18 protein-coding genes are annotated in these 16,348 nt (G+C 72.3%); 13 read left to right on the forward strand and 5 right to left on the reverse strand.

The annotated features are described in order from the left end of the window. On the forward strand, nucleotides 1–334 hold a 334-nt coding region (locus tag QZX64_RS14950), incomplete at its 5' end, for a CPBP family intramembrane glutamic endopeptidase (RefSeq protein WP_295661343.1). On the opposite strand, the gene QZX64_RS14955 is transcribed toward QZX64_RS14950, so the two are convergent. Next, on the reverse strand, nucleotides 317–1,219 hold the full coding sequence (locus QZX64_RS14955; protein WP_295661345.1) for an NAD(P)H-binding protein: 903 nt from the start codon (nucleotides 1,217–1,219) through the stop codon (nucleotides 317–319). The genes QZX64_RS14950 and QZX64_RS14955 overlap by 18 nt on opposite strands. 98 nt (nucleotides 1,220–1,317) lie before the next feature. Between QZX64_RS14955 and QZX64_RS14960 the strand changes: the two genes are divergently transcribed. Next, nucleotides 1,318–2,049 (forward strand): VIT family protein, encoded by a 732-nt coding sequence (locus tag QZX64_RS14960; RefSeq protein WP_295661347.1) that lies wholly within the window; start codon nucleotides 1,318–1,320, stop codon nucleotides 2,047–2,049. A gap of 156 nt (nucleotides 2,050–2,205) precedes the next feature. On the opposite strand, the gene QZX64_RS14965 is transcribed toward QZX64_RS14960, so the two are convergent. After that, nucleotides 2,206–3,243 (reverse strand): LacI family DNA-binding transcriptional regulator, encoded by a 1,038-nt coding sequence (locus QZX64_RS14965; protein ID WP_295661349.1) that lies wholly within the window; start codon nucleotides 3,241–3,243, stop codon nucleotides 2,206–2,208. Between the two features lie 131 nt (nucleotides 3,244–3,374). Here QZX64_RS14965 and QZX64_RS14970 point away from each other — a divergent pair, with 131 nt between their 5' ends. The 6 genes from QZX64_RS14970 (at nucleotide 3,375) to QZX64_RS14995 (ending at nucleotide 9,779) form a co-directional block, all read left to right on the forward strand. Beyond that, nucleotides 3,375–4,676: an extracellular solute-binding protein gene (locus tag QZX64_RS14970; RefSeq protein WP_295661350.1), complete on the forward strand. Its 1,302-nt coding sequence runs from the start codon at nucleotides 3,375–3,377 to the stop codon at nucleotides 4,674–4,676. Nucleotides 4,677–4,769: 93 nt separating this feature from the next. After that, nucleotides 4,770–5,759: a carbohydrate ABC transporter permease gene (locus QZX64_RS14975; protein ID WP_295661353.1), complete on the forward strand. Its 990-nt coding sequence runs from the start codon at nucleotides 4,770–4,772 to the stop codon at nucleotides 5,757–5,759. After that, on the forward strand, nucleotides 5,759–6,676 hold the full coding sequence (locus QZX64_RS14980) for a sugar ABC transporter permease (protein WP_295661355.1): 918 nt from the start codon (nucleotides 5,759–5,761) through the stop codon (nucleotides 6,674–6,676). The genes QZX64_RS14975 and QZX64_RS14980 overlap by 1 nt, the downstream gene beginning before the upstream one ends. A gap of 71 nt (nucleotides 6,677–6,747) precedes the next feature. Then, on the forward strand, nucleotides 6,748–7,926 hold the full coding sequence (locus QZX64_RS14985; RefSeq protein ID WP_295661358.1) for an NAD(P) transhydrogenase subunit alpha: 1,179 nt from the start codon (nucleotides 6,748–6,750) through the stop codon (nucleotides 7,924–7,926). Between the two features lie 168 nt (nucleotides 7,927–8,094). Beyond that, nucleotides 8,095–8,397 carry an NAD(P) transhydrogenase subunit alpha gene (locus QZX64_RS14990; RefSeq protein WP_295661360.1) on the forward strand — a complete coding sequence of 101 codons (303 nt, stop codon included), beginning with the start codon at nucleotides 8,095–8,097 and terminating at the stop codon, nucleotides 8,395–8,397. Next, nucleotides 8,394–9,779, forward strand: coding sequence for an NAD(P)(+) transhydrogenase (Re/Si-specific) subunit beta (locus QZX64_RS14995; protein WP_295661362.1), 1,386 nt, complete (start codon nucleotides 8,394–8,396; stop codon nucleotides 9,777–9,779). The genes QZX64_RS14990 and QZX64_RS14995 overlap by 4 nt, the downstream gene beginning before the upstream one ends. A 141-nt stretch (nucleotides 9,780–9,920) precedes the next feature. On the opposite strand, the gene upp is transcribed toward QZX64_RS14995, so the two are convergent. Continuing rightward, nucleotides 9,921–10,562: a uracil phosphoribosyltransferase gene (upp, locus tag QZX64_RS15000; protein WP_295661364.1), complete on the reverse strand. Its 642-nt coding sequence runs from the start codon at nucleotides 10,560–10,562 to the stop codon at nucleotides 9,921–9,923. A 120-nt stretch (nucleotides 10,563–10,682) separates the two neighbouring features. Here upp and QZX64_RS15005 point away from each other — a divergent pair, with 120 nt between their 5' ends. Both QZX64_RS15005 and tadA read left to right on the forward strand, forming a co-directional pair. Continuing rightward, the gene (locus QZX64_RS15005; protein WP_295661366.1) at nucleotides 10,683–11,168 is read left to right on the forward strand and encodes a tRNA adenosine deaminase-associated protein; all 486 of its coding nucleotides are present in this window, start codon (nucleotides 10,683–10,685) and stop codon (nucleotides 11,166–11,168) included. Continuing rightward, entirely contained in the window at nucleotides 11,165–11,626 is a 462-nt protein-coding gene (tadA, locus tag QZX64_RS15010) for a tRNA adenosine(34) deaminase TadA (RefSeq protein ID WP_295661368.1), read from the forward strand. The genes QZX64_RS15005 and tadA overlap by 4 nt, the downstream gene beginning before the upstream one ends. A gap of 15 nt (nucleotides 11,627–11,641) precedes the next feature. Here the strand turns inward: tadA and QZX64_RS15015 are convergent, their stop codons facing one another. Both QZX64_RS15015 and QZX64_RS15020 read right to left on the reverse strand, forming a co-directional pair. Beyond that, on the reverse strand, nucleotides 11,642–12,331 hold the full coding sequence (locus QZX64_RS15015) for a GAF domain-containing protein (RefSeq protein ID WP_295661370.1): 690 nt from the start codon (nucleotides 12,329–12,331) through the stop codon (nucleotides 11,642–11,644). Nucleotides 12,332–12,427: 96 nt separating this feature from the next. Continuing rightward, a complete protein-coding gene (locus QZX64_RS15020) occupies nucleotides 12,428–12,685 on the reverse strand; it encodes a GlsB/YeaQ/YmgE family stress response membrane protein (RefSeq protein ID WP_295661372.1) in 258 nt (85 codons plus the stop codon). Nucleotides 12,686–12,896: 211 nt separating this feature from the next. Here QZX64_RS15020 and QZX64_RS15025 point away from each other — a divergent pair, with 211 nt between their 5' ends. The 3 genes from QZX64_RS15025 to QZX64_RS15035 all read left to right on the forward strand — a co-directional run. Continuing rightward, entirely contained in the window at nucleotides 12,897–14,957 is a 2,061-nt protein-coding gene (locus QZX64_RS15025; RefSeq protein ID WP_295661374.1) for an SCO7613 C-terminal domain-containing membrane protein, read from the forward strand. A gap of 92 nt (nucleotides 14,958–15,049) precedes the next feature. Beyond that, nucleotides 15,050–15,685, forward strand: a complete 636-nt coding sequence (locus QZX64_RS15030; RefSeq protein ID WP_295661376.1) for a bifunctional 2-polyprenyl-6-hydroxyphenol methylase/3-demethylubiquinol 3-O-methyltransferase UbiG — start codon at nucleotides 15,050–15,052, stop codon at nucleotides 15,683–15,685. A 36-nt stretch (nucleotides 15,686–15,721) separates the two neighbouring features. Continuing rightward, the coding region (locus tag QZX64_RS15035) for a DUF5996 family protein (protein WP_295661378.1) at nucleotides 15,722–16,348 on the forward strand (627 nt) is incomplete at its 3' end.

The raw sequence follows: 16,348 nt of genomic DNA on the forward strand, positions 1-16,348 counted from the left end.
CCTGGCCGACCAGGTGCGCAGCGTCACCGGCTACGCCGACGAGGGCTCCATCCCGCTCCTGCTGCTCATCACCGGGCTCAACGGCATCGCCGAGGAGCTGTTCTTCCGCGGGGCGCTGTATGCCGCGATCAGGAGGCACATGGTCGCGGTGACCGCCGTCGCCTACGCCCTGGCCACCGCCGCCACGGGCAACCTGATGCTGGTCTTCGCCGCGCTGCTGCTCGGCGCGGTGGTCGGGCTGCAGCGGCGGGCGTCCGGCGGGATTCTGGCACCGATCCTGACCCACCTGTCGTGGTCGCTCCCGATGCTGCTCGTGCTACCGCTCGTGCTGTGAGGACCGCGAATCCTCGAGCGCGCGGCGCACGGCCTCGGCGTAGCCCAGCGGCTCCCCGGGCACGACGTCGCGGATCGACTGCTCGGAGACCACGACCTCGGTGCTCATCGAGTCGATGAGATTGCGCCCCGTGGTGGCGTCGACGTCGGTGACCAGCGCCAGCCAGTACGACGACAGCCGGGGTGTCAGCACGGGCACCCGGATGATGGGCACCTCGGAGCCGGTGTCGACCTCGGAGGCGATGCGGAGCATCTCGATGTAGGTCAACCGGTCGGGCCCGCCGATCTCGAAGATCCGGCCGAGCGCCTCCTCGTGGCCGCACACGCCGACGAGGTAGCGCACGACGTCGTCGAGGGCGATCGGCTGGGTGCGCGTGCTGGCCCACCTCGGGACGATCATCGCCGGGAGGTTCTTGACGAGCTGGCGGGTGATCTCCCACGAGATGCCGCCCGCGCCGACGACGATCGCAGCGCGGAGCACGGTGACGGGCACGCCGGCCTCACCGAGCAGTCCCTCGACCTCGCGGCGCGAGCGCAGGTGGGCGGAGAGCTCCTGGTCGTCGCTGCCCAGGCCGCCCATGTAGATGATCTGCCGCACGCCCGCCTCGGCCGCCGCCCGCCCGAACGCCCGCGCCGCGTCGGCGTCCTTGCGCTCGAAGTCCTTGTCGTCGAGGGAGTGCACCAGGTAGTAGGCGACCTCGACCGCGCGCAGCGGCTCGACCAGGGACGCGGGGTCGTGCACGTCGCCCTGCACGCCCTCGCCCGGGCCGTCGTACGAGGCGGCCCGCCGCGTCATCGCGCGGACCTCGTGACCCTCCCCGACCAGTGCGGGGACGAGGCGGCGGCCGATGAACCCGGTCGCGCCGGTGACGAGGATGCAAGCCATGCGACTCAGCCTAGGGTGCCCGGGCCAGCTCCCGGCCCGCCGGCAGCGCAGCCTTGCCTTGCTTGCCAGCGCTCCGGTGGCCTCGGACGATGGAGGCCATGACGACCGAGTCCGCCGACGCCCGGGTCGGCCCCCACGACGACGAGCCGCACGACGGGGCGTTCGCCGCCCGGCTCAACTGGCTGCGGGCCGCGGTGCTCGGCGCCAACGACGGCATCGTGTCGACCGCGGGCATCGTGGTCGGGGTCGCCGGCGCCACCGAGGCCCGGTCGCAGATCATGGTGGCGGGGGTCGCCGGCCTGGTCGCGGGGGCGATGAGCATGGCGGCGGGCGAGTACGTCTCGGTCAGCACCCAGCGCGACTCCGAGCGGGCCCTGCTGAGCAAGGAGCGGCGCGAGCTGCGGGAGATGCCCGAGGAGGAGCTCGCCGAGCTGGCCGAGATCTACGCCGGGAAGGGCCTCGAGCCCGACCTGGCCCTCGAGGTCGCGCGCCAGCTCACCGCCCACGACGCCCTCGGCGCGCACGCGGAGGCCGAGCTGCGCATCGACCCCGACGGGCTCACCAACCCCTGGCACGCCGCCTGGGCCTCGATGCTGTCCTTCGTGCTCGGGGCGCTCCTGCCCCTGCTCACGATCCTCGTGGTCCCGGCCGGCGCACGGCTGGCCGTCACGGTGGGCGCCGTCCTCGTCGCACTGGCCCTGACCGGGTGGGCCAGCGCCGTCCTGGGCCGCAGCCCGGCGGGCCGCGCGGTGGCCCGGAACATGGCCGGTGGGCTGCTCGCGATGGCGGTGACGTACGGCATCGGGTCGGCGGTCGGCGTCGCGCTGTGATGCCTGCTGTGCGGTGACCGCGGGGGTTGACCGCGGGGGTTGACCGCGGGGGTTGACCGCGGGCTAGTTAGGCGCAAAACGGCTGTCTCACGGCCCCTGCGACGACCACTTCGCACCTAACTACCCCCGCGCCCGGCCGCACCCCCGACGCCTCGACTACCCCGTCACCGCCACCGTGACCGGCACCGGCACCGGACCGGTCGAGCCACGGAGCACCAGCTCGGGCTTGAAGACGTACTCGTGCGCCGGGACGGGTACGCCGTCGATGGCGTCGGCGAGGGCGGCGACCGCGGCGGCGCCCATCGCCGAGACAGGCTGGCGGACCGTGGTCAGCGGCGGGTCGAGGAACTGGATGAGCGGGGAGTCGTCGAAGCCGATGACCGACACGTCGGCCGGCACCGCGCCCCCGGCCTCCCGGGCCGCGCGCACGGCACCCAGCGCCATCAGGTCGGAGCCGCACACCACGGCCGTGGCGCCCCGGTCGAGCAGTCCTCGAGCAGCGGCGGCGCCGCCCTCGACGGAGAACAGCCCCTCCTGGATCCAGCTCTGTGCCTCCTTGGCCGACTGGCCCAGCGACCCCATCAGGGCACCGAGGAAGCCCTCCCGCTTGCGCGCGGACGGCACGAACCGCTTTGGGCCGATCGCCAGGCCGATCCGGCTGTGCCCCAGCTGCACGAGGTGCGACACGGCGAGGTCCATGGCGTCGCGGTCGTCGGCGGAGAAGAACGGCGCGTCCAGCCCCTCGGCGTACCCGTTGACGAAGACGATGGGCAGGCCCCGGCTCAGCAGGGTGCGGTATCGCTCGTGGTCGGCCCGCGTGTCGGCGTGCTTGCCCGAGACGAAGATGATGCCGGCGACGCCGTGGTCGAGCAGCGACTCGACGTACTCGTCCTCGGAGATGCCGCCCGGCGACTGCGTGCACAGCACCGGGGTGAAGCGGCGCCGCGCCAGGGCGTCCTCGATGACCTGGGCGAACGCCGGGAAGATCGGGTTCTCCAGCTCCGGCACGACCAGCCCGACGAGGCCGGCGCTGCGCTGTCGCAGGCGCGCCGGACGCTCGTAGCCGAGGACGTCGAGCGCGGTCAGCACGGAGCTGCGCGCGCCGTCGCTGACACCGGGCTTGCCGTTGAGCACGCGACTGACCGTCGCCTCGCTCACGCTCGCCTCGGCAGCGATCTGGGCCAGGGTTGCCATGGACGGAATGAAAGCCTCTTTGCAAGCATATTGCAAGGGCTTCCATTTCTTGCAAGAGACTTGCTAATCTCGGGCGACCCGGATCATACGTTCGGGCACCTCCATCGGCTCACCCCTCATAGGAGCACCACATGCGCCGCATGTTGCCCGGCATCGCCGGCATCGCTGCCCTCGCCCTGGCCCTCGCGGCCTGCGGCGGGGAGGACAGCAGCAACGAGTCCGACACCCCGGCGGCCGGCGGGGACGCCGACCCGAGCAGCCTCGAGGCCGAGCTCACCTGGTGGGACACGTCCGACCCGACCAACGAGGCACCCACGTTCGAGAAGCTGATCTCGCAGTTCAACGAGACCTACCCGAACGTCACGATCAACTACCAGTCCGTGCCGTTCGGCGAGGCTCAGAACAAGTTCAAGACCGCGGCCGAGGCCGGATCGGGCGCGCCTGACATCCTCCGCGCCGAGGTCGCGTGGGTGCCCGAGTTCGCCGCGAGCGGCTACCTCTACGCCCTCGACGGCACGCCGGTCCTCGACGGGAACTTCCTGGAGACCCCGCTCTCCAGCAACGTCTACGACGGCAAGACCTACGGCGTCCCGCAGGTCACCGACACCCTGGGCCTGATGTACAACAAGCAGCTGTTCGAGAAGGCCGGCATCGCCGAGGCCCCCACCACGTGGGCCGAGGTCGCCGACGCCGCGAAGGCGCTGAAGGAGCAGGCCGGCGTCGAGGGCCTCTACATCAACAACGGCGGCTACTTCCTCCTCCCGTTCATCTACGGCGAGGGCGGCGACATGGTGAACGTCGACGACCAGGCCATCGCGGTCAACTCCCCGGAGAACTCCGCGGGCATCAAGACCGCGCAGGACCTGGTGAAGTCCGGCGCCGCCGTCAAGCCCGACGCCAACGACTCCTACGGCACGATGATGACCCTCTTCAAGGAGGGCAAGGTCGGCATGATCATCAACGGCCCCTGGGAGGTCGCCGGCATCGACAGCGACCCGAAGTTCGGCGGCTTCGACAACCTCGGCGTGGCCCCCGTCCCGGCCGGCTCCGCCTCGGCGGGCTCCCCGGTCGGCGGTCACAACTACGTCGTCTACTCCGGCATGGACGAGTCCAAGGCCGACGCCGCCCTGGCGTTCATCGAGTTCATGAGCTCGCCCGAGTCGCAGGCCTTCGTCGCCGACGAGCTGGGCCTGCTGCCCGGCAACGCCGACGCCTACGAGCAGGTCGCCGACAACGAGCGCATCACCGCCTGGCAGCCCGCGCTCGACGTCTCGGTCGCCCGGCCGTGGATCCCCGAGGGCGGCCTGTTCTTCGGCCCGCTCGACGAGATGGCCACCAAGGTGCTGATCCAGGGCTCCGAGGTGCAGCAGGCGCTCGACGAGACGGCCGACAAGTACAAGTCCGACGTGGTCCCCGACTACTCGCTGCAGTGACCCACCGCTAGACCCGGTCGCCGGGGGGTCGGGAGCGATTCCCGGCCCCCCGCGCCGTACCAGCACGACATCCCCCGCACGAAGGACGCCTCGATGAGCGCAGCAGCAGTCGCCCCCACCCGGGACCAGGGCAGGTTCCGTCGCAGCTTCGACAAGAACTGGTACGCCTGGGTGATGGTGGTCCCCACCGTGCTCGTCCTCGGCGTGCTGGTGCTCTACCCGCTCTTCCAGGGCATCTACCAGTCCTTCACCAACCTCAACGAGGGCAACAAGCAGGAGGTCATCTGCACCAAGACCCTCGGTGGCGGCGAGGACTGCCGGGACAACCCCAAGAAGTCGCAGTTCGTCGGCGTCGACAACTACGTCGACCTGCTGACGGGCACCCGCGGCAGCTTCTGGCTGCAGTTCACCAACACCATCGTGTGGACCGTCTCGTGTGTCTTCTTCCACTTCACCATCGGGCTCGGCCTGGCGGTGATGCTCAACCGGCGATTCAAGGGCAGAGCCTTCTACCGGGTGCTGCTGATCGTCCCCTGGGCGGTGCCGGCCTTCGTCAGCGCCTTCGCCTGGAAGTTCCTGTTCAACCCCAGCTTCGGACTGATCAACACCATGCTGTCCGGCGTGGGGATCGACCCGGTCGCCTGGTTCGACTACCGCTGGACCTCCATGTTCACCGCGATCGTCACCAACGTGTGGCTGGGGGTCCCCTTCATGATGGTGGCCATCCTGGGTGGTCTCCAGTCGATCCCGCACGACCTCTACGAGGCGGCCGAGATCGACGGCGCCTCGCCGTGGCAGCGGTTCCGCAACATCACGATGCCGGGCCTGCGACCGGTCAGCTCGACGGTGATCCTGCTCGGCACCATCTGGACCTTCAACATGTTCCCGATCATCTTCTTCGTCACCGGCGGCCAGCCCGCCGGGCAGACCGAGATCCTGGTGACGGGGGCCTACCGCGCGGCCTTCGAGGGCCTGCGCAACTACTCGCTCGCCGCGACGTACGGCGTGCTCATCCTGTCGATGCTCATGGTGTACGCCGCGGCGTACCGCCGGGTGCTGCGGGCCCAGGGAGAGGTGTTCTGATGACCGAGATGCTGCCCGCCCAGTCGCTCGACCGCGCGGCCCCCGAGGAGACCTCCCCCACCTTCTCGCCCGAGCCGCCCAAGCCCCGGCGCGAGCGCAGCACCGGCGCCTCGATCGCGCTGCACGCCACGCTCATCGGCGCCACGATCATCGCGCTGTTCCCCGTGGTGTGGGTCTTCCTCAGCTCCCTCAAGCCGCGCAACTCGATCCAGACCAGCGAGATCACCTTTTTGGACAACCCCACGCTGGAGAACTACCGACGCGTGCTGTTCGACACCAGCTTCCCCACGTGGTTCCTCAACTCGGTCATCGTGGCGCTCTTCACCATGGCGATCGGCATCGCGATGTCGGCGACCGCGGGCTACGCGCTGAGCCGCTTCAACTTCCCCGGCAAGCGGGGCCTGATGTGGGTCTTCCTGATCACCCAGATGTTCCCGGTGGCGATCCTGATCGTCCCCATCTACACGATCATGAGCCGGCTCGGGCTCATCGACACCAAGGCGTCGCTGATCATCGCCTACTGCACCGTGGCGGTGCCGTTCTGCGCCTGGATGCTGCGCGGCTACTTCGACACCATCCCCAAGGAGCTCGACGAGGCCGCGGCGCTCGACGGCGTCGGCCCGTTCGGCACCTTCTGGCGGGTCATCCTCCCGCTCGCGCGGCCCGGCCTCGCGGTCACGGCGTTCTACACCTTCCTCACCGCCTGGGGCGAGGTCGCCTACGCCATCGCCTTCCTGCAGACCGAGGAGACGCTCACCCTGGGCGCCGGGCTCCAGCAGTTCGTGCCGCGGTTCAACCCCCAGTGGGACCTGCTGACCGCCGGCTCGATCCTCATCATGCTGCCCGCCGCCATCGTCTTCTTCTTCACCCAGAAGCACCTCGTCGGCGGCCTCACCGCCGGCGGCACCAAGGGCTGACCCACCCTCGGGCGACACACCCGGGGGCCCGCCGGGTGCCCGCAGGCCCCCGCGTCCCATAGGTTGCGACCGTGAGGATCGCAGTGGCCGTGGAGACCCGTGACGGCGAGGCCCGTGTGGCGATGGTGCCCGAGCTGGTCGGGAAGCTGACGGCGCTGGGCTACACCGTCGTCGTCGAGGCGGGAGCCGGGCGTCGCGCACTGATCAGCGATGCGGAGTACGTCGAGGCAGGCGCGGTCGTGGAGGCCGACGCCCTGGCCGAGGCGGAGGTCGTGGTGTCGGTGCAGCCGCTGCCGGCCGACGTCGCACGCCGTCTCCGTCCCGGCACCGCCACCGTGTCCTTCCTGCCGGTCAACGCCGAGCACCACCTGGTCGCCGACCTGCGCGACCTCGGGATCACCTCGTTCGCGATGGAGCTCGTCCCGCGCATCTCCCGCGCCCAGTCGATGGACGCCCTGTCCTCCCAGGCGCTGGTGGCGGGCTACCGCTGCGCCGTCGTGGCCGCCGGCCTGCTGCGCCGCTTCTTCCCGCTCAACATGACCGCCGCCGGCACGGTGCAGCCGGCCCAGGTGGTCGTCCTGGGAGCGGGCGTCGCCGGTCTCCAGGCGATCGCCACCGCCAAGCGCCTGGGCGCCGTCGTCCGGGCCTACGACGTGCGCTCCGCCGCCGCCGAGGAGATCGCCTCCATGGGCGCCAAGCCGATCGTCCTCGAGCTGGAGACCCTCGAGGGCGCCGGCGGCTACGCCCGGGAGATGACCGAGGAGCGTTCGGCACGCCAGCGCGAGCTGCTCGCGCCGTACATCGCCGCGGCCGACGCCCTCATCACCACGGCGGCCGTGCCCGGCCGGCAGGCGCCGGTGCTGGTGACGGCCGCCATGGTCGAGCAGATGGCGCCCGGCTCCGTGGTCGTCGACCTCGCCGCCGAGAGCGGCGGCAACGTCGAGGGCTCGGTCGCCGGCGAGGTCGTCCGGATCGGCAACGCCCAGGTGTGGGGTGGTCGCAACGTGCCCTCGCAGATGCCGGGCCCGGCGTCACGGCTCTACGCCCAGAACGTCGTCAACCTGCTGACCCTGATGACCCACGAGGGCGCCTTCGCCCCCGACTTCGACGACGAGATCGTGGTCGGCGCGTGCGTGACGCACGACGGCGCCATCCGGCACGAGCCGACCCGCGAGGCCATCGAGGGCCCCGCCGAGCCGCCACCGCCCGACCCGGCGGCGACGCCGTACGACCAGCAGACACCGCCATGAGCGAAGCGAGAGGGCGCGGCGGCCCCACCCCCGACAGCGCACCCCACCGTTGCGCCCGAGCTGCGAGCGAAGGATCCAGAGCATGAGCGAAGCGAGAGGGCGCGGCGGCCCCACCCCCGACAGCGCACCCCACCGTTGCGCCCGAGCTGCGAGCGAAGGATCCAGAGCATGAGCGAAGAGATCGTCTGGCTGACCATCTTCGTCCTCAGCGTGTTCGTCGGCATCGAGGTGATCTCCAAGGTCTCCTCGACGCTGCACACGCCGCTGATGTCGGGCGCCAACGCCATCCACGGCGTCATCCTGCTCGGCGCGATCATCGTGACCGCCCACATGGACGGCGTCGGCCTCGCGGTCGGGCTCGTCGCCATCGTCCTGGCCACCATCAACATGGTCGGCGGCTTCGTCGTCACCGACCGGATGCTCCAGATGTTCACCCGCAAGAAGACCCCGACCGCCGGCGGCGCCAAGTGATCCCGGTCTGGGCGCAGCTGGCCTACCTGCTCTGCGCCGTCGGGTTCATCCTCGCGCTCAAGGGCCTCTCCGGCCCCCGCACCGCGCGCACCGGCAACCTCGTCGGTGCCGCCTCCGCCGTGGTCGCGTGCGCGCTGCCGTTCCTCTACCTCGACGACATGGACAACGTCGTCCTGATCCTCGCCGCCATCGCGATCGGCACCGTCGGCGGCGTGTACGGCGCCCGCACCGTGCAGATGACCCAGATGCCGCAGATGGTGGCGCTGTTCAACGGCGTCGGCGGCGGCGCGGCCGCGCTGGTGGCGCTGCTCGAGCTCGACGAGATCATGCCGTTCGCCGGGTCGGTGAACTGGTTCGTCCTGGTCGCCACCGCCTTCACCATCGTGGTGGGCGCGGTGTCGTTCGCCGGCTCCGTGGTCACCTTCGCCAAGCTGCAGGAGCTGATGACCTCACGGCCCGTGGTGTTCCCGGGCCTGCCCATCGTCTTCGGCGCCGTGGCGATCGCCTCGGTGGTGCTGTCGGTCCTGCTGGTGCAGGGCCCGGCGATGTGGATCGGCATCGTGCTCGGGCTGCTGGGCCTGGCCTTCGGCCTGCTGCTCGTGCTGCCCGTCGGCGGTGCCGACGTCCCGATCGTCATCTCCCTGCTGAACGCCTTCACCGGTCTCACCGTCGCCGCCGGCGGCTACGTCCTGGAGAACACCGTCCTGCTGGTGGCCGGCACCCTGGTCGGCGCCTCCGGCACCTTCCTGACCCTGCTGATGGCGAGTGCCATGGGCCGATCGGTCGCCAACATCCTCTTCGGCGCGCTCAAGGGCGGCTCGACGCTGGGCGCTGGGGAGGCGTCCGACCGGCCGGTGCGCTCGGCCGGTCCCGAGGACGCCGCGATCATGCTGGCCTACGCCGACCGGGTCATCATCGTCCCGGGCTACGGGCTGGCGGTCGCGCAGGCCCAGCACGCCCTGCGCGAGCTGGTCGACCTGCTCGTCGAGCGGGGTGCCGAGGTCGACTACGCGATCCACCCGGTCGCGGGCCGGATGCCCGGACACATGAACGTGCTGCTCGCCGAGGCCCAGGTGCCCTACGAGCAGCTGCAGGAGATGGACGAGATCAACGGCGACTTCAAGGACGCCGACGTCGTGCTCGTCGTCGGTGCCAACGACGTGGTCAACCCGGCGGCCAAGACGACGCCCGGCGCGCCGATCTACGGCATGCCGATCCTCAACGCCGACGAGGCCCGGCAGATCATCTTCATGAAGCGCTCGATGCGGCCCGGGTTCGCCGGCATCGAGAACGAGCTGCTCTTCGACGAGAAGACCTCGCTGCTCTTCGGGGACGCCAAGGACACCATGGGCAAGCTGCTCAGCGCCGTCAAGGCGCTGTAGACGGGGCACCCCGAACGCCCACGCGCCCTGGTGCTGGCTGCGGTCCTCTCACCGGCCACGGCACCCTCGGGTCGACCGACTCCGCGATCGGGTTCACGCTCGCGTGCTCCCGCGATGCGGCCGTCGCCGCGTGGCGCCAGGTCAGTCGACGATGCCGTACAGCCGGTCACCCGCGTCGCCGAGCCCCGGCACGATGTAGCCCTTGTCGTTCAGCTTCTCGTCCATCGCGCCGGTGACGATGGTCACCGGCACGTCGATGTCGGCGATCTTCTCCTCGAGGCGCGCGCAGCCCTCGGGTGCGGCCAGCAGGCAGATGGCGGTGATGTCGTCGGCGCCGCGATCGGTCAGGAAGCGGATCGCCGCCGCGAGCGTGCCGCCGGTGGCCAGCATCGGGTCGAGCACGTAGCACTGGCGACCGGAGAGGTCGTCGGGCAGCCGCTCGGCGTACGTCGAGGCCAGCAGGGTCTCCTCGTTGCGGACCATGCCGAGGAACCCCACCTCGACCGTCGGCAGGAGTCGCATCATGCCGTCGAGCATGCCCAGCCCCGCCCGCAGGATGGGTACGACGAGCGGCTTGGGCGAGGCGAGCTTGACCCCCGTGGTGGCGGCGACCGGGGTGGTGATCTCGACCTCGGTGACCCGCACGTCCCGGGTCGCCTCGTAGGCCAGCAGCGTGACCAGCTCGTCGGCCAGGCGCCGGAAGGTCGGGGAGTCGGTCGACTCGTCGCGGAGGGTGGTCAGCTTGTGGGCCACGAGCGGGTGGTCGACGACGTGGATGCGCATGGCCGGAACCCTAGTGCAGCCGCTACCGCGGATCTGCCCGGAACGGGGTTGGCCCGGGGGTCCGTCGTCTGCCACCCTGGAACGGTTCGGGTGCAGGGGCGCGCAGCGAGAGGGATCGACATGGCTGACTCGATCGACGACGTCGACTTCGCCCTCGCTGCCTACCGCGAGGACGGCGTCTGGCAGGTCCAGGAGGTGGCCCACCCGGTCCTGGAGTCGGTGGACTCCCTGGCCCACGCCCTGCGCCGCTTCCCCGGCGACGGCGGCGCCGTGGGCATGGTCGCCGTCGACGAGGACTTCTTCGTGATCGTCCGCGTCGCCGGTGCCAGCACCCGCGTCCTGCTCTCCGACGTCACCGCCGCCGACGAGTACGAGCTCGCGGGCTCGGCCGTGGCGTTCCTGGGGCTGCCGGTCCCCGACGACGAGGACGAGCAGGTGCCCGCGGGCGACCTCGACCTCCTGGGCGACCTCGGCATGCACGCCATGGACATGGGCGTGCTGCTCGACGACGTCGAGCTCTACCCGGACGAGATGCTGTCCGACATCGCGCGCCGTCTCGGCTTCGGCCGGCTCTTCGACGACACCGTCGGGCTCACGTCTGCATGACCTCCCGCGACTGGGCGCCGGCCATGCGGCTGGCGCTCCTCGAGGCGCGCACCGCCCTCGACACCCACGACGTGCCCGTGGGCGCCGTGGTGGTCTCCGACACCGGCGAGGTGCTCGGCCGTGGTCGCAACGTCCGCGAGGCCCAGCACGATCCCACGGGCCACGCCGAGGTCGTGGCGCTCCGGCAGGCCGCCCGGGCCCTAGGCGGGTGGCGACTGCAGGGCTGCACGCTGGTCGTCACCCTGGAGCCCTGCACCATGTGCGCCGGTGCCGCCGTGCTCGCTCGGGTGGCCCGCGTCGTCTTCGCCGCCCACGACGAGAAGGCCGGAGCGGTCGGCAGCCTCTGGGACGTCGTCCGCGACCGACGCCTCAACCACCGGCCCGAGGTCGTCGCCGGCGTGCTGGCCGCGGAGAGCACGGCGCTGATCGAGGAGTTCTTCTCCCGCCACCGCCGCTGACGTCGAGCGCCGTCGTCAGGATCGGCGGAGGACCCCGCTGACCACGCGCGCCGCCTCGACGAGGCTGACCCCCGCCCGGACGGCGACGTCCTGGAGGGCCGTCCGTGCGGTCATGATGTCGGTGTCGTCGCGCACCGACAGCATGCCGAGGGCGATGTCGATGTCGCGCTGCTCCGCCGCGGCGGCGGGGGCCCCCATCGCGATCTCGCGCGTCGAGAAGTCCAGGTCGGCGTCGGCGATGGCGCACTCGGCCGACGCGCCGAGCGCCTCGGCGAGCTGCTCGTGGTGCCCCGCGAACGCGCCGGTCGTCGCGGCGTACAGGTTGATGCCTCCGATCGCGCGCTCGCCGTGCACGATCGGCAGCGACAACGTGCTCGCCACGCCCTCGCTGGCGCTGGCCCGCGCGAAGGCCGACCACCGGCCCTCGTCGAGCACGTCGGGGACCTCGATCACCTCGACCCGGTGGGCTGCGGTGACGCACGGGCCCCCGTCGAGGTACTGAGCGGCGTCGATGCGTGCCAGCCGGTCGTGCGAGGCGACCAGGGTGAAGGTGAGCCCCTCGCGCAGCAGCGCCAGGCTCAGCCCCACCAGCGACGGGACCAGCTCCTGGGCCCGGTCGCCCATGCCCAGCAGCACGGGCCTGAGGTCGTCGCCGTACCGGCTGAGCTCCTCGAGCATGCGGTCGGTCTCCGGCAGTGGTTCCACCAGCGCTCCTCTCTCGCACGCCTGGGTACCCCGGCACGGCCGCCCCGATTCACGACCAGAGCCGTTTCTGCGCGCCGGTGCGCTCCCGGGCGAGGCTCAGGAGCTGCGCTTCCCGCCCGTCATCGCCTCGGCGCCGCCGACCAGCAGCAGGGCCGCCACGACGGCCAGCACGAACCCCAGGAAGTCGAGCTCCCAGATGCTGCCGGTGCCGATGAGATAGGCGATGGTGCCCCCGATGAGGGAGCCGACGACACCGAGCGCGAGCGTCGCGAGGATGCCGAGGTTCTGCCTTCCGGGCTTGAGGAGCCGAGCGAGCGCCCCGATGATGAGCCCGGCCACGAGGAATCCGATCATGCCCAGAGAATATCTCGGAGCACCCGCCACCAGCCGCAGGTGAGTAGCCGTGCGCATCCGGCGGCCACCGCCGGCCGCCGACGATGTCGGGGTGACCGCCTCGTCCGCACTCCTGTGCCCCCACTGCGCGACCGACCTCCCCACCGGCGCGCCGGCCTGCCCCTCGTGCGGCCTCCGTCTCCTCGGCCCCGCCGCCGCTCGCCTGTGGCAGGTGACCCAGCAGATCGCCGGCCTCCGGTCGGAGGCCGACTCCCTCGTCCAGGTCCTCCTGGTGCCGGCGGCTGCCGGGGAGCGGGCCGCGGCGTACGCCGTCGCCCCGACCCCTGACGACCCGTCCCCCGACGACCGGACCCGCCCCTCGTCGCGGGCGGCTCGCGGACCGTCCGGGCAGCAGGTGCTCCTCGGGCTCGGGGCGCTGCTCCTGCTCTCCGCCGCGGCGTTCTTCCTGCTCGTGGTGTGGTTCGTGGTGGGGCTGGCCGGCCAGGCGCTGATCATGGCCACCCTGACGGCCGCGGCCGTCGCCGGCTCGGCCGTCGCCACCAGGCGTCGCCTGCATGCCGCCGCCGAGACCGCCGCGGTGGTCGCGACGGGCCTGCTCACCCTCGACCTCGCCGCCGCCCACTGGCTCGACCTCGCGGGTCTGGGCCACCTCGCCACCGACGCGTACTGGGCCGGCGCCGGGCTCCTCGGCGGCGTGCTGCTGCTCGGCTTCGACCGGCTCGTGCCCCGGACGCACGACGGTGCCGCCCTGCGACGGGTGCTCGTCCACCGGCCCGCCGCGACGTCGATGCTCGCGGTCGCCGGCTGGTCGGCCGTCGCCGCGACGGATCCGGCTCCGGTCGCGCTCTGCGGGCTGGCCCTGCTGCTCGCCGTCGGCAGCGGTGCCGGCGCGTGGGCGGCGTACCGGCTCGACGACGCGGCGCCGGCGCTGCGCGTCCCGTGGTCCAGCGTGCCGCTGCTGGTATCGACGGTCGTCGCGCTGGCCACGCACGTGCGCACCGGGCTCGGCGTGGGGTACGGCCACGACTCGTCGGTTCCGGAGGCGTACGCCGCCGCCGCGCTGCTCCTCGTCGTGCCGGTCGCGGCGCTGCTCCTCGGTGGCTGGGTCGCGGGGCTCCTGCGGCCGGCCGCGGTCGCGTGGCTGGTGCCGGTGGTGGGCATCCCGCTGCTGGACGCGCCCCGGCTCGTCGTCGTCGCCGTCTCGGTGGTCCTGGGTGCGGCGCTGGCCGTGGCCGCCGTACGCCGGGTGCTCCCCGACCGCCCGTGGGCCACCGCCGTCACCGCCGTGGCGTGGGCAGCGCAGCCCGCGCTCCTCCTCCTCGTGCTCGCGCTGTCGGAGGAGGGCGCGAGCACCGGCCGGCTGCTGGCGGCCGGCGTGACGGACGCGCCGCCGGCGGGCTGGCTGCTCCCCGTGGTGCCGGCGCTCGCCTGGTCGCTGCCGGCCGTGCTCGCCGCGGTGCGTGCCCGGTCGCTCCTGTGGGTGGCGCTCGCCGAGACCGCCGTGGCGGCCACCGCGTGTACCGCGCTGCGCGACTCCGAGGCCGTCGTCTGGTGGCCCGTCGCCCTGGTGCTGGTCGCCGGCAACGCCGCCCTCGGCTCCACGTGCGCCCGGGCACGCAGCAGCCACCGTGGGGTGGAGGGAGCCGCCGTCGGCTTCGGGTCGCTCTGGGCCGTGACGGCCGTGCTGACCGCCGGCGAGGCGCCGTACCAGCTGGCGGGGGTGCTGGTGACGCTCGGCGTCGTGACCCTGGCGTACGCCGCGTCGCCCGGTCGGCTGCCGGTCGCCTACCTGGGCTCGCTGGCCGTGTCTGCCGGGCTCTGGGTCCTCCAGTGGGAGGCGGACGTGACGACCGTGGAGGCCTTCACGGCGCCGCTGGTGGTGCTGCTGGCAGGGATCGGCCGGGTGCAGTGGTCGCGCGACCACCGCCTGCCGACGTTCCTGACCGCCGGACCGGCGCTGTCCGCGGCTCTCGTCCCCTCGGCGATGCTCGCCGTCGCGGAGGGGAGCGCCCTGCGGCTGGCGGTCGTCACCGCCGCCGCCGTCGTGGTGCTCGGCACCGGCCTCCTGAGGTCCTGGCAGGCGCCGGTCACCGTGGGCGGCGTGGTGCTGGTGGTGGTGGCGCTCACCCAGGGCGGGCCCCTGGCGTCGTACGTGCCGGGCTGGGCCGTCATGGGCGCCTCCGGAGCTGCCCTGCTGGCAGCCGGCGTCGCCTGGGAGCGGGCGGTGCTCGCGGGACGACGCGCGAACGCGTGGTACGGCACCCTCCGCTGAGGGCGGCCGCTCCCCGGGTTTGCCGTTCCCGCAACACAGGTTGCGTGACGGCCATCCGGAGCACACCCTGGACCAGACGACGAGGGGGTCGGATGACGCACGGGTTCGACAAGGACTACTGGGAGTCGCACTGGAAGCAGGCGCCGGGCGCTGGGCACGAGCCGGCACCGCACCCCTACCTGGCGCGCGAGACGCACGACCTGGTGCCCGGTACGGCGCTGGACGCCGGCTGCGGGGAGGGAGCGGAGGCCGTCTGGCTCGCCGCCGCCGGGTGGCGAGTGACGGCCGCGGACATCTCCTCCGAGGCGCTCGCCCGCGCCCGGGCCCGCGCGGCCGGCCACCCGGCGGGCGACGCGATCACCTGGGTGGAGGCCGACCTCGGCGCCTGGCAGCCCGAGCAGCGCTTCGACCTCGTGACCACCCACTACGCCCACCCGGCCATCCCGCAGCTGCGGTTCTACGGCCGGCTGGCCGGCTGGGTCGCTCCCGGCGGCACGCTGCTGGTCGTCGGGCACCTGCGCGGGCACGGGCACGGACCGGGCGACGAGCACCCGCCGGAGGAGGCGACGGCGGACGCCGCGGGCATCACGGCGTTGCTGGACCCGAGCGCCTGGGAGGTCGTCACCGCGTCCGAGCACGAGCGGCCGGTGGTGCGGGGTGACCGGACGACCGTCCTGCACGACGTGGTCGTGCGCGCCAGGCGCCGTACCCGACTCGATCCGGGGTAGCCGGGGTGGTGTCGCGTCCGGCTCGATGGCGGCATCATGAGCACCATGTCCGGCGCCCCGCTCCCACCGATGCCGCTCGATCCGTGGATCGAGACCAAGGAGACCCTGCACCGCTTCCTGCAGGTGGTCGGGAAGGTCAAGCTGGACCAGGCCCCGCCTCGCAACCACTGGTGGCACGTGCCCTTCCACCTGACCGGTCGCGGCATCACCACGCGGCCCATGGGCCGGGAGGTGATCTTCTGCATCGACCTCGACTTCCTGGACCACCGGCTCGCGGTGACGACGGCGCCCGGTCCGTCGAGGTCCTTCTCCCTGGAGGGGCTCTCGGTCGCCGCGTTCCACGAGCGCCTGTTCACGGCGCTGCGCGAGGTGGGGGTCGATGCCGCCATCCGGCCCGTGCCGTTCGACCTCACCGACCGCACGCCCTTCCCCGAGGACCATGCGCACGCGACGTACGACCCGCAGCAGGTGACCCGCTACTGGCACGTGCTGAGCGCAGCCAGCCTCATGCTGGAGGAGTTCGCCGGCCGCTGCTTCGCCAAGACGAGCCCGGTCCACCACTTCTGGCACACCTTCGACCTCGCCGTGACCCGCTTCTCCGACAAGCGGGTCGTCCACGGCCCCGACGTCGACCCGGTCACGCGCGAGGCGTACTCGCACGAA

This window comes from uncultured Nocardioides sp. (assembly GCF_902805925.1).
In the GTDB taxonomy this organism is placed as follows: domain Bacteria; phylum Actinomycetota; class Actinomycetes; order Propionibacteriales; family Nocardioidaceae; genus Nocardioides.

Excerpts from the sequence above, each read along its gene's own strand:
- QZX64_RS14990 (WP_295661360.1), top strand. The coding sequence starts at position 8,095 with ATGAGCGAAGAGATCGTCTGGCTGACCATCTTCGTCCTCAGCGTGTTC.
- tadA (WP_295661368.1), top strand. The coding sequence starts at position 11,165 with ATGACCTCCCGCGACTGGGCGCCGGCCATGCGGCTGGCGCTCCTCGAG.
- QZX64_RS14960 (WP_295661347.1), top strand. The coding sequence starts at position 1,318 with ATGACGACCGAGTCCGCCGACGCCCGGGTCGGCCCCCACGACGACGAG.
- QZX64_RS15005 (WP_295661366.1), top strand. The coding sequence starts at position 10,683 with ATGGCTGACTCGATCGACGACGTCGACTTCGCCCTCGCTGCCTACCGC.
- QZX64_RS14965 (WP_295661349.1), bottom strand. The coding sequence starts at position 3,243 with ATGGCAACCCTGGCCCAGATCGCTGCCGAGGCGAGCGTGAGCGAGGCG.
- QZX64_RS15030 (WP_295661376.1), top strand. The coding sequence starts at position 15,050 with ATGACGCACGGGTTCGACAAGGACTACTGGGAGTCGCACTGGAAGCAG.
- upp (WP_295661364.1), bottom strand. The coding sequence starts at position 10,562 with ATGCGCATCCACGTCGTCGACCACCCGCTCGTGGCCCACAAGCTGACC.
- QZX64_RS14980 (WP_295661355.1), top strand. The coding sequence starts at position 5,759 with ATGACCGAGATGCTGCCCGCCCAGTCGCTCGACCGCGCGGCCCCCGAG.
- QZX64_RS14955 (WP_295661345.1), bottom strand. The coding sequence starts at position 1,219 with ATGGCTTGCATCCTCGTCACCGGCGCGACCGGGTTCATCGGCCGCCGC.
- QZX64_RS14970 (WP_295661350.1), top strand. The coding sequence starts at position 3,375 with ATGCGCCGCATGTTGCCCGGCATCGCCGGCATCGCTGCCCTCGCCCTG.
- QZX64_RS14975 (WP_295661353.1), top strand. The coding sequence starts at position 4,770 with ATGAGCGCAGCAGCAGTCGCCCCCACCCGGGACCAGGGCAGGTTCCGT.
- QZX64_RS15020 (WP_295661372.1), bottom strand. The coding sequence starts at position 12,685 with ATGATCGGATTCCTCGTGGCCGGGCTCATCATCGGGGCGCTCGCTCGG.